Source organism: Glaciimonas soli, from assembly GCF_009497155.1.
In the GTDB taxonomy this organism is placed as follows: Bacteria; Pseudomonadota; Gammaproteobacteria; order Burkholderiales; family Burkholderiaceae_D; genus Glaciimonas; species Glaciimonas soli.
The window spans coordinates 122,406-137,615 of record NZ_WINI01000009.1 but is presented as its reverse complement, the minus strand read 5'-3'; the positions used below and the strand labels follow the sequence as shown (position 1 = coordinate 137,615).

The following is a 15,210-nucleotide window of genomic DNA, read 5'->3' as shown; positions in this document are numbered from 1 at the left end:
AGACAGTATTTAATTTTCGTATGCATCTTCACGCTTTCACTTTTTGCGCGCGCAAACATCATTGAAGTGCAAAACCATGATGCGATGGAGATGCCTCATGCGCCTATGCATGAAAAGGTGCTCAATATTACCGGCGACCCTGATCGTCCAGTGACGCTGCAAGTGACTGAATTTACACCGCCCGGGCCCGGCCCTTTTCCGTTAGCTGTGTTGAATCATGGCGCTATCGGTGACACCAGCCCAGAATCGCAACCACGTTTTCGGATTACGTACGCAGCTGACTATTTCTTGTCTCGCGGTTATGCGGTAATTCTCCCCATGATGCGTGGTTATGCCGGTTCCGATGGTGCAGTAACTGCGCATGGATGTAATGCCGAAGCGATGGGCCTCAGTGACGCTAAAGATATTCGCGCGGTGATTTCCTATTTTGTAAAGCAACCGAATATCGATGCACAACGCATCGTCGTAGCTGGTCAAAGTTTTGGCGGTTGGAACACTTTGGCGTTCGGTACGCTGGACTATCCGAATGTCAAAGGCTTGATTAATTTTGCAGGCGGTGTTATCGCATCGAGTTGCTGGTCATCGAAATCATCGTTGGAAAACGGTGCAGAAGATTTTGGTGCGCAAACGCATATTCCATCGATTTGGTTCTACGGCGATAACGACAAACTTTTTTCGGTTGCTACCTGGCGCGCCATGCATGATCGCTATAACGCTGCAGGTGGCGATGCGGAATTGGTTGCCTACGGCAGCTTTATGGAAAATTCACACGTCATGCTTAATTACCCGGAAGCGCATAGCATTTGGGTACCAAAGCTTGATGCATTTTTGGAGAAAGTTGGATTGCCAAACAGGCCGATTTATCCTGAGTACATGCCAACCGTATTTCCTGCGCCTATACCGCAGTCCGCACAGTACGCGGCGATTGATGATGTCAACGCGGTGCCGTATCTGAATGATCAGGGACGCGCACTTTATCAGCATTTTCTGACGACTAAGCAATTCCCACGTGTTTTTGCCATTGGAAAAAACGGTGCGGCCAGTGCACAAAGCGGCGGCTTCGATCCTATCGCACAGGCACTAACAAATTGCCAGAAATCGGGGAGACAATGTCAGATCTATGCCATCGATAATGATGTGGTCTGGAACCAACCGGCTGCGCGTCCATTAGCTCCAGTCCCAGCGGCTACGCATTTTGCTGCGCTCGAAGATCCGACTGCGATACCGTATATCAATGACGCAGGACGACAAGGCTATTCGAAATTTTTGACTTTCAAGAAACCCCGCGCTTTCGTCATCTCACCAAGCGGCCATTTTAGTGGTGCATCGCGAGGTGACGATCCGGTTGCGCAAGCTTTAGCATTGTGTAAAAAAACCAGCCAGGGATGTCAGCTTTATGCCGTTGATGATGCAGTGGTTTGGCCGGAAGAAGCGCAGAAATAAATCTGAAAAATTGAAAAGAATATTGTTCTGTGATGCCAGTTGTACCGAAGTGAAAAATAAGAGAGAAGTTATTTTTAAAAACAATTCGAGGAACACCATGAAAAAAATATTGGGTTTAATTGCATTGTCATTGGTACTAACGCAATCTGCCTACGCAGATTTTGAGACTGCCAATGCGGCATTACAAAAACAAGATTTTGCAATCGCCTATCCATTGATGAAAGAAGCAGCTGAAGCCGGTGATCATCAGGCGTGGCTGGCAGTCGGAAAAATGTTGTTGGTCGGTACAGGGACAGAAAAAAATCCGACAGCAGCATTGCCGTGGTTAGAAAAGGCAGCCAATGCCGGCGACGCCGATGCGATGAACATGTTGGCGCAACTTTATTTTTCTGGGGACCAGGTGCCGAAAAATACTGATGCTGCTACATCATGGGCACATCGTTCTGCTGCGACAGGGGATATGGTTGGTCAGTATTTAGTAGCGCAAGTGGATTTGTATGATCCCTCCTTAAGTTTTCTGGATGCCAGCGGTAAGCCCAGTATGGAAAAATACGATGCGTTGGCTAAGCGACCAGCGACGGAAAGGGCTTTGGATCAAGAAGAATTTACGATGCTGTCAAAATCAGCGGAGCAAGGCTATGGACCGGCAAAAAATATGGCGATCGCTGCTTTAATGGATAAAGTTGGCCCAACCAATCGCGCACGATTACTGGAGCTGGCAGCGGCTACGACTAACATTCCTGATCCATTACGCCACAGAGTCGCCATCGTCACGGTATTGCAAAAACTGGGTGAAAGCCATGCCAGCTTCACCTTGTTTATGGATACTGAACAAACCGCAGCGCAGAGTGCCGAATTGCGCGCAAAATCGGACGGCATTACTGAATCAGAGCAATGCAAGATAGCGCAAATGAAACTCGCCAAAACCGAAATCTCACGCCCGTTAGAAAATGCTATCTATCTGCCGACGGAGGCGAAATTGCTCGACAATTTTTATTTGATTAGCGGCCAATGGCAAGAGACCTGGACTTACAACGTTTGCGGCAAAATGGTTGCTGTTCCGATTGAGTTTCAGGCCGATGGATTGGGTGGGGCGTATTTTCAGACTAAGTTGAACTGACAGCCTTAATACAACGAAATTTTATTCAACCGAAATTGCCAGTATATTTTTACGCAATACGGCACAAGAATTATGGGCCGCGGTTTTTGGAGTGTGTTTAAAAAATCCAGGTTTCACCATCTGCGATACGAAATTTTCTGGTCATGAGATGGATGATATTGGTTCATCTCGACTAGACAGATCGCTTACTGCACCGATCGATCGTGCGCCGCGCTTGCGCAAGACATGCCGGAGACGGATGACAGGGCGCTCCACCAGCTGGTAAGAGATGCCAGCCAGGGCAATCGAGCTGGCAATGAGGGCATATACATACCACCATGAATCGCCACTGATGCCAATGCTTTGGAATAGCCAGATGAGTAAGAAATGATTCAGGAAGACGCCATAGCTGAGATTGCCCGCCAGCTCTTCCAGCCGCCCAAAGCTCAGCTTGGATAATCCCCATACTACCGGCACACCAAATACCAGGCCTGCCAGTACCTCAAAAGTGAATGGCAGTTGCCAGGCAGGATGAATGACGAGCCCGATTAGCATTGCGCAAATGACCAGATAGATGGCATACAAAGCGGCCCGGCTGGGAGTGCGATAAATATAGCTGCCCAGAATGAACATGAACAGGGTTCCCGGCAACATACGATAGCCCCAGGTATCCGCATTCAGGATACCAAGATAAGCCAACAGGAAAAAGGCCAGCGATGCCACCAACACCGGGCCACGAGCCTTGCAGATGATCACTAGCGGAATGACTAGATAGAACTGAGATTCCAGGCCGAGCGACCATGCCTGAGGAATGATCTGGCAGTTAATAAAATACTGAAAGAAGTTCAGCGGCAGCATGGTCACGTTCAGCAAGATTTTCGGCAGCGTAACATCACCGATAAAAAACGACGACGGATGGGCGAGTCCGATCAATAGCAATGTCAGGAAAAAATAGAACAGGAATTGCGGAAACAGCCGCATCGCGCGATCCTGGTAAAACCTGCCGACACGAGAAAATTCCATATAGTGACGGTCCACCAAAGCAGTCATGACATACCCGCTCAGGATGAAGAACGAGATTACTGCGAACACACCGATATTGTGGCCATAAATTGTAATGCCAAGGTGCGAAAGCAAGACGGCGATGGCAAGCAGCAACCGGTAGATTCCCATGTCAGATTCCTAAAATGATGGTGGCTAGTTCAGTGTATGGTCATTGATACGATGCCCAGCCCTAAAGTCCGCATATCCTTGCTTTCCCTTGCCTGCAAAGGTGAGATTGGCGTAGCAACGGTAAATACGAGCAGCAATTCATCGTGATTCTTTGCGATCAATGCGGCCGGAATTCGCAAGCTCTGCACGCTTTGATTGGCAGTGTGCGTGTAACGCAATTCGCCTATGGATTGTCCGTTGGCAGACACTTGCACGGTCTGCTGTGGGTATTGGGCGGTAACGTAAGAATGACCGTTTATTTCAAGTGTCAGATCCGCGGAGATTTGCGCAGGAATGCTGAGTTGTATGCCTGCCAGATTGGTAATGGACCAGCGCCCCCAGTCTTCTTGGTCGTACCAGCCGCCTGCGAGATAAGGGGCGCCATTGCCGCCGCTACGAAAATCGATTGTCGTGCCGAGCACATATTCTGGCGGCGGTACATGTGGTGCCGGGGCAGCTTTGATATTGAGGTGCTGACATTCATTGCAATTTTTCCATCCCGGTACCAGCACTCTGTAATCATCGAATACAGCGAAAAAATCCCCCGCACCAGCAGTAAGCTTTGCCTGCTCCCACAATGCAACCGACAATGGATCTTTATAGAACACATACAGTGTGTGCGGGTCGTAATTGCCAGTAAATATGGTTGCACTGGTTTGACGCTGCAGTAACTGCAGTTTGTTCGTATCCATGCGAGCGAAATAACCATGGTTGATCGACATTCCATGTTCCGACGCAAACAGCGCGACCGGAAAATAATCGTATGAGTAAGAAGACGGCATCACGACGGCAATCCGTCGGTAGGTCGCAGGAAGCTGCTTCCAGAAAGCCGATTGCAGTGGGGATTGCCATTGATAGTCACGCAAGCTTTTCCGAAGATACTGGGTGGCGTTATTACCATCGATCAGTTGGAACAGTAGCAGCGCAGCCAGCAGGCAAGCCAGCCATTTTCTGCCTACCAGTTTGAATGCGAGGCAAAATATGCCGACATAAATCAGGTAAAACACTGGCCAGAACATGCGACCGGCAACCCTGAACACTCCGAAGTAGCGTTGCACAACTGGTGGTACGCTGTACACGAATATGTTGTGCTCACCCCAGCCGATATAAGTGGTGAGGGCTTGCAAAGTCAGGATCACGGCGATTGCAAGCAAAGGCAGCAATGTCCACCAGCGCCACGTCAGGGTTGCCCGTCGCTTGCTGGAGAAAAACAGGATTGGCACGAGGATGATCAGCAACGCTAATATGCCGCTGCCCAGATAGCTCTGACCTTCATACTCGCCGCCGCTTTTTTGCTGATCAGGCAGAATCGTCGACCACCACGACGCCGGATCAAACAGTCCTAGCAAGCTCATGCGAAAATAGCTGCCGACCGGAGTGCTCAGGCCATCGTGCAGCATGAAATAACCAGTAGCCCACATGACCAGGGCCAGCATCACTGCTGCGACTAACCCGTGGATCGCAATCGTCAAGAATGACAGCTGCTTTTTCAGGGCACGTTGCAATAGATTGGCAGCCCAGATTGCGAGCACCATGGCGAGCAGATAAGCATGTGTCAACGACGCAACGCAAAGCAACACCAACCAGCCGCGCTGGCGAAATTGTTCGTTGAAGTACAGATACAGAGCGGCCAGGATTAGCCAATGTGCTGACAAGGCATCCGATTCGAGATAAATTCGCCACCAAAATGGCGGAGCAATGACGAAAAATGCTGTCGCCAGCAGTACAGTCAGACGATCCGTTGAGAACAGGGATAGCAGCTTGTAAGCAAAAACTCCTTGCAACATGACGGTCAGTGCCAGCCAGATGCCGATATATTGGAATGGCTCCGGCAACAACGCTGCGATAGGTTTGAAAATGAATGCAAACAACGGCGTCGAATCGGTGAAGACAATCGAGCTGCCCAAGGTCTCGCCATATTGCCCATTAGCGCCAAGCGGAAATTGCAGCATCGGCGTGTGGCGGAAAAAATTCCAGCCGAGGAAGTGCTGGCCGAAATCGCCCCGCATTAGCCATTCGGTATAGGTCGGCCGGAGGATAGTGCCACCGCCGGTGTAGAACAGAAAGGCAGCGATACCTATTAAAGCCGCCCATATGACAGGAGGGATTTTTTTAATCGTCATGCTGTGTAGGTTTGAATGGAGGGTCTACATGCGGATGTTTAGCTGCGAACGTCCACAATGCGTTGGTGGAATAGGTTAGCGCCAGTACTGCGGCCGACGACAGTATCTGTGCTGCGATGTAATTGAGTGCCAGCGGCACTGTCAGCAGATGCATCAGCCCGGTATTCAGAGCGATGCCGGCAACGGCGATCACGGCGAAGCGGCTGGCGGTTCGCAGATGACCGGCCTGGCTTTGGAAAGTGATCCAATAGTTGAGGCTGTAGTTGACGATGGCACCGACCAAGGCACCGATTGCCGAGGCTGGCACCGGATTGGCCAGAGCGTTCTGCACCAGCAGGATCAGGATGATGTACTGACATGCAGTGCCCGTCGCACCGACCGCAGCATAGATCAGAAACCGCTTGTAGTGATGCATAGTCATCAAACTGTTAATCTTCGGCTTGCTGGTAACGGCGGCGAATCAGGTAGATAGGGCGCCCTTTTGACTCCAGGTAAGTTCGACCCAGATATTCGCCCAGAACGCCAATTCCGATCAGCTGTATTCCGCCGAGGAACAGTACTACCGTCAAGATTGATGCATAGCCTGGCATGTCGATGCCGTAAATCAGCGTTTTGAAAATGATTATCAAGCCGTAAATAAAGGCGAATAATGAAATTGCCAAACCGCAGTAAGTCCACCAGCGCAAAGGCACGGTGCTGAAGCTGGTGATACCCTCCAATGCAAAGTTCCACAGGCGCCAGCCGGAAAATTTTGACTCACCTGCGCTGCGTGCTTCGCGCGCATATTCTACAGTGGCGGTCTTGAAGCCTACCCAGGCAAACAGACCTTTCATGAAACGGCGGTTTTCCGGCAACTGCTTAAGTGACTCCAGCACTTGGCGGTCGATCAGGCGGAAATCGCCGACGTTTTCCGGTAACTTGATGTCCGACACTGCATTGTAGAGCCGGTAAAACAAGGCGGCGGTCTTACGCTTCATATAGGAGTCGCTGTCGCGGTTGACACGCTTGGCCAATACGACTTCGTAACCGCTCTGCCATTCTGCGATCAGGCGCGGAATCAGTTCAGGCGGGTCCTGCAGATCAGCATCAATGGGAATGACTGCATCGCCTTGCGCTTCGTTGAGGCCAGCGGTCAGTGCTGCTTCCTTGCCGAAATTACGTGACAAATCAATCACCCTGACACGGCTGTCCTGGCTGGAGATGGCTACCAGTTGCGCCAAAGTATCGTCGGCACTGCCGTCGTTGACGCACACGATTTCGCAATCGAAGCGCTCCAGAGCCGCTAAGATCGGATTGATGCGATGGAAGAAATGTGCAACGGCCTGACTCTCGTTGTAGAAAGGAACTACTAGCGATAATAGTGGCTTTCCGGGCGTATGGTCGAATGAATTCACAGGGATTGCATAAGTGTATGTGTATAAGTTTACCGCTGGTGCGTCTTTCATCTTAGCATGATTCTAAATAGAAACATTTAGAGACTGTTGTTGCTGCTATAAGAAAATGATGTTCTCCGAATGACGCAAAGACCTCTGAAATTCCAGCGCCCAAACTTTGTCACTCAACTTGGCCAATTACCGGCCAGCGCAAGAATTAGTTGCATTTGGAATACATATTAGTTGCAATATAGAAATTAATGTGCCAATGTTGTCTCCCACACAAATGTGTGTAATTTAACTTGGAGATGACATGACAATTAGCATTGAATCGCTACAACTTAGTATTCAAGAAAAACACAAGTTATTAACAAATCATGCAGTGTTTTCAGCTATTCGTACAAAAAGCGAATTGCGCGTGTTTATGGAGTGGCACGTTTTTGCGGTGTGGGATTTTATGTCGTTAGTCAAACGGCTGCAAATTGATTTGACCACGGTAACGCTACCGTGGACTCCCCCAGCAAATCCTAATGCTGCGCGTTTGATCAATGAAATTGTCCTGGGTGAAGAGTCAGATATGACTTCGCATGGCCCTATGACACATTTTGATCTTTACTTATTGGCGATGGAAGAGATCGGTGCATCGACACGACAGATCAAACAATTTTTGAAGCATATCAAGAGCGGAGAGTCTCTTTCAACAGCACTCAATCGGGCAGAAGTCCCGCCCGCGGTTCAACGCTTTACGATGGCAACGATAGACACCTGTAAAAACGGTCGGACACATCAAGTGATGGGCAGTTTTTTTTATGGTCGCGAAAATGTCATTCCTGCGATGTTCCAAACGTTACTGGATACATGGCAGATCGATCCTGCAACCGTACCGGAGCTCAATTTCTATCTGGAAAGACATATCGAAGTCGATTCCGGTGAGCATGGCCCGGCAGCCGAACGCATGATCAGTGAGATTACGGATAACGATCCGGCACAGCTGAAGGAAGTGTTGGAAGCGGGGATTAGTGCCATCAACGAGCGTCATCAATTATGGGATAGTCTTTTGGCCGCTATGCGTTGATGATCATTGTTAAGGAAGCACCGGGTCGCTGAACCCAGGTCTATTGCATCGTTAATAGGCCGTCCGTTGCCTCAGTAGTCAGCTCAACCGAACCGACTACTTGGGCCTGTTGACATATGGTTTGCGTGGAGTCCGATGCATTTCACCGTTCATCCTGTCACGACATGGAATGCCTATGTTTTCATTCGCAAATCATATGTCAGCAGACCCTAAAACAGACGATAAGTTGTTTTGTTTTAAATACTGATTTTATAGGAGGTAAGGGGGTAAAAATATTTGCCTGGTAACATCCAGAAACATATTACTCGCAAGAAATTAATGTATTATCATTACCAAAATGGTGTATCTGCAAACGTATCATGCAAGAAATGCGAATCCAATTGGCTAACTGATAAGGTGAAATATGTGGCTGAAGTCTATTTTCGGTAAAAAAGCAATTAGCGACCAAGATGAAGAAGAAATCGAGGTTGTTAAAAGACCGGTTAATCCGCAACCGCCGGCTCCACGTCCTCAAGTAGCACCTGTAGTGGAACGGGCACAAGCGCCGGCCGCAAAAGTGAGCACTGCCAGCGGTGGTAATCAGATTCACTTCGACGACAAACTGATTTCACAATTAAAAGCTGATCATGCAACCTTGCTGACCATGTACACAACGGTTGCTAATAGAATCGCTACCGACAAATGGGACACCATTCCAGGGGCATTGCGGGAAATGCGCACGACGATGTACGGTCATTTGTTGACCGAAGGCGTCAAGCTGTATTCGTATATGCGACACAATCTGGAAGATGAGCCAACCTTAATGGAAGTTTACCGCTCCTATAAAAAGGAAATGGATGGAATCGGACGTGTAGCGTTTACTTTCCTTGATAAATACCAAAGCAATGAGTGGATTTTTTCGGCGGAGTTGCGGGGTATTTTCAAAAGCGAATTTGACAACCTCGGTAAGGTTTTGGTCGATCGTATTACCCGTGAAGAGAATATTCTTTATCCGCTCTATATGCCTTAAAGCATTGCTTGTAGATAAAAAATGCAGGCTTTGAGCCTGCTTTTTTTTTGTTAAATTTCACTAATCGTGTCGATATTTGCAATAGCGATACGTGGAAACGAGCAAGCAATGGGAGCCGCAGATATACGGCGAGGTGTAAAGCTGAGCAAATCAAATTATTGCCATCAATTAATACAAGTGCAGTTCATCGTAATGCTGTGTCGGATGGTTTGTGTCCAACTACGTCAATATTTTGTCGTGCTGAGACATACGGTCAAGCCCATCAAAAAATCGCATATACACTCGCACAAAATTACAAAAGCAATACTCGTTTGATAATAAAAAATCAGGGGTAAATTTGCCATGTAAAGCTAATTTCTACGATGAATCGCTTCCATTTGTTGCGACGCAATTGATTAGTAATCCTATTTGTAACATTTTCTATGCAACAACATTTAACAATGCAGCAATAATTATTGCTGTCATTGACTGTTACAATATTTATGCTGTAATACACTTGCTTCTTGCTGAACTTTACGGATTGTTCCAACGGCTTGTATCAATTTACCTAATTTTTTTACAAAAAATGTACTTAAGCATCAAATTTAGGGAGCTGGTGGTTTTTTAGTTTTCTTTAGGAATCTTCCTCTCAGCAAGCTGGTGGGGAAATATCTGCTCTCCGAGCAAATATTTTTGCCGAGACCAAGGCTCGTAAAGAAGTCCGCTATCAAGATATGACAAGCAATTGAACCGGGAGAACACTGGTGGCCATATTCGAATGTACTTTCACACATAAAAAAATATATTTGCGTTCACCGCATATTTTTGGCCGAAGCGCCAATTCGGATACGCATTTAGAAGGAAAAGATATATCCCAACTTCATGCATCAGTGAAATGGAATGGCGTTGTTTGGGAAATTTTTGATCACAGTCGCAACGGAACCATGATTGACGGGGCGTTGTTGTTGTGTGAAAAAAAAGCATTACTTAATGTTGGCACCAGTATTTGTTTTGGTCGATCAAAACAATCAAATTGGACGGTGGAAAAGTTGACGCCGCCGTGCAGCATGTTGCTCTCTTTAAGTGGTGATGAAAAGTATATTGAACTGCAAAATTTCAACTTGATTCCGAACGAAATCGCGCCTGAATTTTCCATCTATCGCTCTGAAACAGGGCAGTGGGTGTGGGAATGCAACGAGGAAGTACGTCTGCTCAGAGATGGCGATCAGGTCAGTATCGCTGGGACACAATGGAAGTTTTTTAACGCGGGTGAGATAGAAGCGACGAGCAGCAATACGCTTGCTCCGACTTTCACCGGACCGAATATTTTTTTGCATTTTCATGACAGTTGGAATGGAGAACGTGTCTCCTTAAAGATGACCGTGATGGATCAGATCATTGATTTGGGGGAGCGCGTTCATCACTATTGTTTGATCAAGCTAGCCAGGAAGCGCTTGGAAGACGCTAAATTAGGGGTTGATTCAGGCAGTCAGGGATGGATGGATCTGCAATTGTTTGCGGCAATGCTCGGACTAGACGTCTCGTACGTCAATACACACATATTTCGGATACGTAATCAGCTGGCGCAGGCTTTGCCGGATGGTATTACGTTACCAAATATTATTGAACGACGACGTGATGAAGTGCGTCTCGGTTCTGTTGGATTTGAAATCATCAATGGTTCCGTCAAGGAGGGGATAGCGAGCCCAACTGAAAATGTCAGTACGCGGACTCAAGCTATTCTCGCTAATGAAAAATGAGAACGCCAAAACAAAAAAGCGGCACCCTTGGGTGCCGCTAAAATCGACTATTTTTGGAGACAGTCGAGGACGTCCGAAAACTAGCTAGTTCTTAAATCGCCCAACCGCCAGCATAGAAAGCTACCAGTGCCGCTGCAATAGCGACTGTACCCACGTTCAGCTTGCGGAAATCACCAGAAACAATGCGGCCGATTACCAGAGTGCTGAAACCGAGCATGATGCCGGTAACAATGTTGCAAGTCAGGACAATGAATACTGCACAAACCAGACCGGCCATCGCATCAACAGTGTCATCCATATGCATGCGGCTGATGCTGCTTAGCATGAGCAAACCAACATACATCAACGCCGGAGCCGTCGCGTAAGAAGGTACCAGGCCAGCCAATGGTGAGAAGAACATAACGACTAAAAACAACAAGCCAACGACAACAGCAGTCAAACCGGTTTTAGCGCCGGCAGCAGTACCAACTGATGATTCGATGTAAGCAGCAGCAGGTGCACCGCCAACCAGACCAGCAAAAATTGAGCTCAGTGAATCAGCTGTCAACGCTTTGCCGCCATTGTTAATAGTACCCTTGTCATCAACCAATCCGGCTTGACCAGCAACGGCACGGATCGTACCGGTAGCGTCGAACACCGCAGTCATTACCAGCGCCAACACGCTTGGAATTACAGCCATACTCAATGCGCCTTTAATATCCATCGCACCGATTAGCGAAGCATGACCAGGTTTGCTTAATGCAGGCAAAGCAAAGATGCCTGTGAATTTAACGGCTGGATCAAAGATCAAACCAATAATAGAAATAGCGATGACGACCAGCAGAATGCCGCCCGGTACTTTGCGACGCTCAAGACCAAAAATAGCGGCCAGACCGATGACGCTCATGACTACCGGGAACGCCGTGATGTGACCCAGCGCTACTGGCAGACCAGGACCTGCATTTTTCACTACCAGACCGACATCGTTCGATGCGATCAACAGCAGGAACAGGCCGATACCAACGCCAGTGCCATGCGCAACGCCGGCTGGCAGGTTACGTAAGATCCATGAGCGTACGCCAGTCACTGAAATACCAGTGAAAATAAGACCCATCAGGAATACCGCGCCTAACGCTACGGATGGGGATAAACCTTTGCCTAATACTAGTCCGAAGGCAGTGAAGGCGGTCAGCGAAATTGCGCAACCTATCGCGATTGGCAAACGTGCCCAAAAACCCATTATCAACGAACCAAAAGCAGTGGTTAAACATACTGCAACAAATACCGCACTGACATCAAAGCCAGCTTGACCCAACATACCGGGCACTACGAAAACGGAATACACCATCGCCAGGAAGGTAGTGATACCAGCGATAATTTCACGTCGTTGTGTACTGCCACGTTCGGTGATCTGGAAGTATTGGTCGATTTTACTTTCGCTGACGGCGATAGTATCTCCCAGACCCGAAGTGGGCTGGATTTGCTGATCAATCATGATTGCGCTGCTCCTATGTATATCCACTGAAACGGACGTCAATGCTTTGCGGCCGGCTGTCAGGGTGTCTCGTGTGTATTTTTTGTTTGAATAATCAGTTACCAAAATGGGGATATTTGGTCGCTGAACTGTCGCCTATTTATATAAATTAAATATCGATATATGAACCCAGCGATCACAGCTTATGACATTGGAAGTAGAGAGCCCATCACGAGTAAACAATAGGCGACATTTCTCTTTCCATATAGAAATAAAGTTAAGTAAAGCGGTTTGTTGCAGGGCGCAGAGTGTAGCGTATTGAGCTGTATATGGTAAGTGGGGCTTACGCATAACCTGTGGACTGGGCATATTTTTGCCAGTGCGACATGCGCTCAACGTTGTTTATAGCAGTGTTATGTTCAATTTTATAAGGTGATTATTTTCATTTTGATGTTTTCAGTACAACAAAGAATGCGCAAATTAACTCCGAGACTTTGATTTTCGTATCTGATATTCGGAGGGACACGTGATTTCACAACGCATCGCGCCCTTACCGGCTGTGATTGCATAACATCCATACAAAAATAGACTCAACGCGTTGCACGCACCAACAAAAACCATGGCCGATGGCGTTCTTTCGCCCACTCAGGTCGCGCGTTGACCTGTTCCTTACTTGGACTCCATTCTTCCACATGGTTAATACTGAATCCTGCAGCAATCAGCAGATTGAAATAACTGGCGATGGTGCGATGTTGTTTGATGACGCCATCGGCTAGCCAATTGGTTGAGCGCGATCCCTCTTCCAGATAATTATCCAGCGGCCAGACGACACGGCCATCCGCTTGCGTAATCCAATTCTGATTGCCGGGGGCGGTCATCACAGGATGTTCTGCCGAAAATACAAAACTGCCACCGGGAGTGAGCGTGTTATAAATTTGCACCAGCAGCTTGTCCAGATTGGCGAGATAATGCAGCGTCAAAGAGCAATAGACAAAGTCGTATGCTGCGACCGGCAACGTGATGTTATCCAGATCTGCTCTGTCGTAAGTGATGGCTGGATTGAGCGTACTGGTTTTGGCACGTGCCAGCATTTTTTCTGAGACATCCAGGCCAAGGACCGAAGCTGCACCATTCTCGCTTGCCCAGCGACAGAACCAGCCGTAACCACATCCCAGATCAAGTACTTTGCGTCCGCGCAGATCAGGAATCATGGCGCGTATTACCGGCCATTCCGGCGCACCATCCAAGCCAGAGATGGAGCGTTCCAGCTGGCTATAACCATTAAAAAAAGCATCGTTGTCGTATATGTTTTGTGTCATGGTTATCTTTTAAATTAATCTGTGTAAAAAAGTTTTTTGTTTGTGCGTTATAGTCCGTTTTGCTTGTTCTTCGGCCATACAATATTGAGGGAATTTTTAAATGCAAAAAGATAGTGTTGTCATAAAAGGTTATCACGCGCATGTCTACTTCGACAGCCGTGAATTGCCAGCTGCGTTGCAGCTTCGCGAGGAGATCGCTAACGTTTTTTCAGTGGATTTAGGTCGCGTGCGCGATCAAGCATACGGCCCTCATCCCAAAGGTGCTTATCAAATAGCTTTTTCAAATGAACAATTTAGCGATGTGGTTCAGTGGCTGATGTTGCATCGCCAACGATTGGATATTTTGGTGCATCCTCTTACCGACGATGATTTGAGAGACCATAAAGAATTTCCGCTTTGGCTTGGGAATAGTTTGCCGTTGAATCTGGAAATTTTTAAAAAAGCACACTGAAGTGTCTATATCAAGCTCATTGAGCCGGCATGGTCACACCTAGTTTCGCCGCAATCAGCAGCGCAGTACAGAGTACGACCGTTTCAAGCAGCAAGACGATTCTGAACATGCGCACGTCGTGAATAACTTGATCATTGCTTGTATGTTCTAAGTCCAGACGTGGTAACCAGTACCAGCGATTCCATGCGCCCAATCCTGCGGCGATGATTATCACCGCAAGTTTTGCGAGCAAGATCCAGGTGTAAGCATAGTCCCATGGATGCTGCGCGTTGCCGAGTGTCCGAACGATATTTAACAAGCCGCTACTGACGACGATTACAAATGCAAGCGTGGCGATTTCTGATACGCGGTGTGCAAACAGCCGTCGTTGCGATGCCGGCCAGTGCTGCCAACGCGATGTCAGCAGCACACCAACGCCAACTGAGCCAACCCAGGTCGCAGCGGCTAGCAAATGTACGGTGTGAACCAACATTGCCAGACTGACCCAGCCATGATCTGCTGCATGCCCGGTTGCTGCTCGTGAATAGGCAAATCCGCATACGCTCACTAGCAATAAACCGCGCTGCGACGAGATTGATACAGGAAGCGTCAACGCCGCGATTAACAGTAAGCTGGCAACCAATCCACACCAGATCATTGCACCAAAATGCGACTGTGTGACTACTAGCCATAACGACGCAGGAAGATCAATGAGGCCAGTATCGGTCATCGCTACCGTACCAGCGCAACTGTAAGCCAACAACGCGATGGCTAGCAGTGTGCATGCATAACGATAGATGCGGGTAATTTGACATGGTAATGCTGTAGTCGCTGTTTCTTGCAGTATCGGCTGTAGCAATGCCGCGCCGATGATAGCGGCCAAAGCCACACTCATCAACACCGCACAAAGTGGCTGCAACCAATCGCCTATCATC

13 protein-coding genes are annotated in these 15,210 nt (G+C 48.1%); 6 read left to right on the top strand and 7 right to left on the bottom strand.

All coding sequences use genetic code 11. The features are described 5' to 3' along the window. Positions 1 to 66 precede the first annotated feature (66 nt). Together GEV47_RS17370 and GEV47_RS17365 are read left to right on the top strand one after the other, a co-directional pair. Positions 67 to 1,443: a dienelactone hydrolase family protein gene (locus GEV47_RS17370; protein ID WP_322741689.1), complete on the top strand. Its 1,377-nt coding sequence runs from the start codon at positions 67 to 69 to the stop codon at positions 1,441 to 1,443. 97 nt (positions 1,444 to 1,540) lie between these two features. Then, positions 1,541 to 2,563: a tetratricopeptide repeat protein gene (locus GEV47_RS17365; RefSeq protein WP_194270700.1), complete on the top strand. Its 1,023-nt coding sequence runs from the start codon at positions 1,541 to 1,543 to the stop codon at positions 2,561 to 2,563. Positions 2,564 to 2,704: 141 nt separating this feature from the next. Here the strand turns inward: GEV47_RS17365 and GEV47_RS17360 are convergent, their stop codons facing one another. The 4 genes from GEV47_RS17360 to GEV47_RS17345 are packed head-to-tail and all read right to left on the bottom strand — an operon-like array spanning position 2,705 to position 7,271. After that, the gene (locus GEV47_RS17360; RefSeq protein ID WP_153236059.1) at positions 2,705 to 3,715 is read right to left on the bottom strand and encodes an acyltransferase family protein; all 1,011 of its coding nucleotides are present in this window, start codon (positions 3,713 to 3,715) and stop codon (positions 2,705 to 2,707) included. Between the two features lie 29 nt (positions 3,716 to 3,744). Further along, entirely contained in the window at positions 3,745 to 5,877 is a 2,133-nt protein-coding gene (locus GEV47_RS17355; RefSeq protein ID WP_153236058.1) for a DUF6311 domain-containing protein, read from the bottom strand. After that, a complete protein-coding gene (locus GEV47_RS17350) occupies positions 5,867 to 6,298 on the bottom strand; it encodes a GtrA family protein (protein WP_153236057.1) in 432 nt (143 codons plus the stop codon). Before GEV47_RS17350 ends, GEV47_RS17355 begins: the two co-directional genes overlap by 11 nt. A 7-nt stretch (positions 6,299 to 6,305) precedes the next feature. Further along, positions 6,306 to 7,271, bottom strand: coding sequence for a glycosyltransferase family 2 protein (locus GEV47_RS17345; protein WP_322741687.1), 966 nt, complete (start codon positions 7,269 to 7,271; stop codon positions 6,306 to 6,308). Positions 7,272 to 7,563: 292 nt separating this feature from the next. Between GEV47_RS17345 and GEV47_RS17340 the strand changes: the two genes are divergently transcribed. From GEV47_RS17340 to GEV47_RS17330, 3 genes are all read left to right on the top strand, one after another. Beyond that, complete coding sequence (locus GEV47_RS17340; RefSeq protein WP_153236055.1) at positions 7,564 to 8,325, top strand: DUF3050 domain-containing protein; 762 nt, start codon at positions 7,564 to 7,566, stop codon at positions 8,323 to 8,325. A gap of 403 nt (positions 8,326 to 8,728) precedes the next feature. After that, positions 8,729 to 9,334, top strand: a complete 606-nt coding sequence (locus GEV47_RS17335) for a hemerythrin domain-containing protein (protein ID WP_153236054.1) — start codon at positions 8,729 to 8,731, stop codon at positions 9,332 to 9,334. A 743-nt stretch (positions 9,335 to 10,077) separates the two neighbouring features. Beyond that, a complete protein-coding gene (locus tag GEV47_RS17330; RefSeq protein WP_194270699.1) occupies positions 10,078 to 11,073 on the top strand; it encodes an FHA domain-containing protein in 996 nt (331 codons plus the stop codon). 91 nt (positions 11,074 to 11,164) lie between these two features. Here the strand turns inward: GEV47_RS17330 and GEV47_RS17325 are convergent, their stop codons facing one another. Together GEV47_RS17325 and GEV47_RS17320 are read right to left on the bottom strand one after the other, a co-directional pair. Next, positions 11,165 to 12,547: an NCS2 family permease gene (locus GEV47_RS17325; protein WP_153236052.1), complete on the bottom strand. Its 1,383-nt coding sequence runs from the start codon at positions 12,545 to 12,547 to the stop codon at positions 11,165 to 11,167. Positions 12,548 to 13,116: 569 nt separating this feature from the next. Beyond that, positions 13,117 to 13,845: a class I SAM-dependent methyltransferase gene (locus GEV47_RS17320; protein ID WP_153236051.1), complete on the bottom strand. Its 729-nt coding sequence runs from the start codon at positions 13,843 to 13,845 to the stop codon at positions 13,117 to 13,119. 100 nt (positions 13,846 to 13,945) lie between these two features. Here GEV47_RS17320 and GEV47_RS17315 point away from each other — a divergent pair, with 100 nt between their 5' ends. After that, positions 13,946 to 14,296: a DOPA 4,5-dioxygenase family protein gene (locus GEV47_RS17315; RefSeq protein ID WP_153236050.1), complete on the top strand. Its 351-nt coding sequence runs from the start codon at positions 13,946 to 13,948 to the stop codon at positions 14,294 to 14,296. A gap of 16 nt (positions 14,297 to 14,312) precedes the next feature. Here the strand turns inward: GEV47_RS17315 and GEV47_RS17310 are convergent, their stop codons facing one another. Next, positions 14,313 to 15,209: a copper resistance D family protein gene (locus GEV47_RS17310; RefSeq protein ID WP_153236049.1), complete on the bottom strand. Its 897-nt coding sequence runs from the start codon at positions 15,207 to 15,209 to the stop codon at positions 14,313 to 14,315. Position 15,210: the final 1 nt, after the last annotated feature.

Excerpts from the sequence above, each read along its gene's own strand:
- GEV47_RS17365 (WP_194270700.1), top strand. The coding sequence starts at position 1,541 with ATGAAAAAAATATTGGGTTTAATTGCATTGTCATTGGTACTAACGCAA.
- GEV47_RS17360 (WP_153236059.1), bottom strand. The coding sequence starts at position 3,715 with ATGGGAATCTACCGGTTGCTGCTTGCCATCGCCGTCTTGCTTTCGCAC.
- GEV47_RS17355 (WP_153236058.1), bottom strand. The coding sequence starts at position 5,877 with ATGACGATTAAAAAAATCCCTCCTGTCATATGGGCGGCTTTAATAGGT.
- GEV47_RS17350 (WP_153236057.1), bottom strand. The coding sequence starts at position 6,298 with ATGACTATGCATCACTACAAGCGGTTTCTGATCTATGCTGCGGTCGGT.
- GEV47_RS17340 (WP_153236055.1), top strand. The coding sequence starts at position 7,564 with ATGACAATTAGCATTGAATCGCTACAACTTAGTATTCAAGAAAAACAC.
- GEV47_RS17335 (WP_153236054.1), top strand. The coding sequence starts at position 8,729 with ATGTGGCTGAAGTCTATTTTCGGTAAAAAAGCAATTAGCGACCAAGAT.
- GEV47_RS17325 (WP_153236052.1), bottom strand. The coding sequence starts at position 12,547 with ATGATTGATCAGCAAATCCAGCCCACTTCGGGTCTGGGAGATACTATC.
- GEV47_RS17320 (WP_153236051.1), bottom strand. The coding sequence starts at position 13,845 with ATGACACAAAACATATACGACAACGATGCTTTTTTTAATGGTTATAGC.
- GEV47_RS17315 (WP_153236050.1), top strand. The coding sequence starts at position 13,946 with ATGCAAAAAGATAGTGTTGTCATAAAAGGTTATCACGCGCATGTCTAC.
- GEV47_RS17310 (WP_153236049.1), bottom strand. The coding sequence starts at position 15,209 with ATGATAGGCGATTGGTTGCAGCCACTTTGTGCGGTGTTGATGAGTGTG.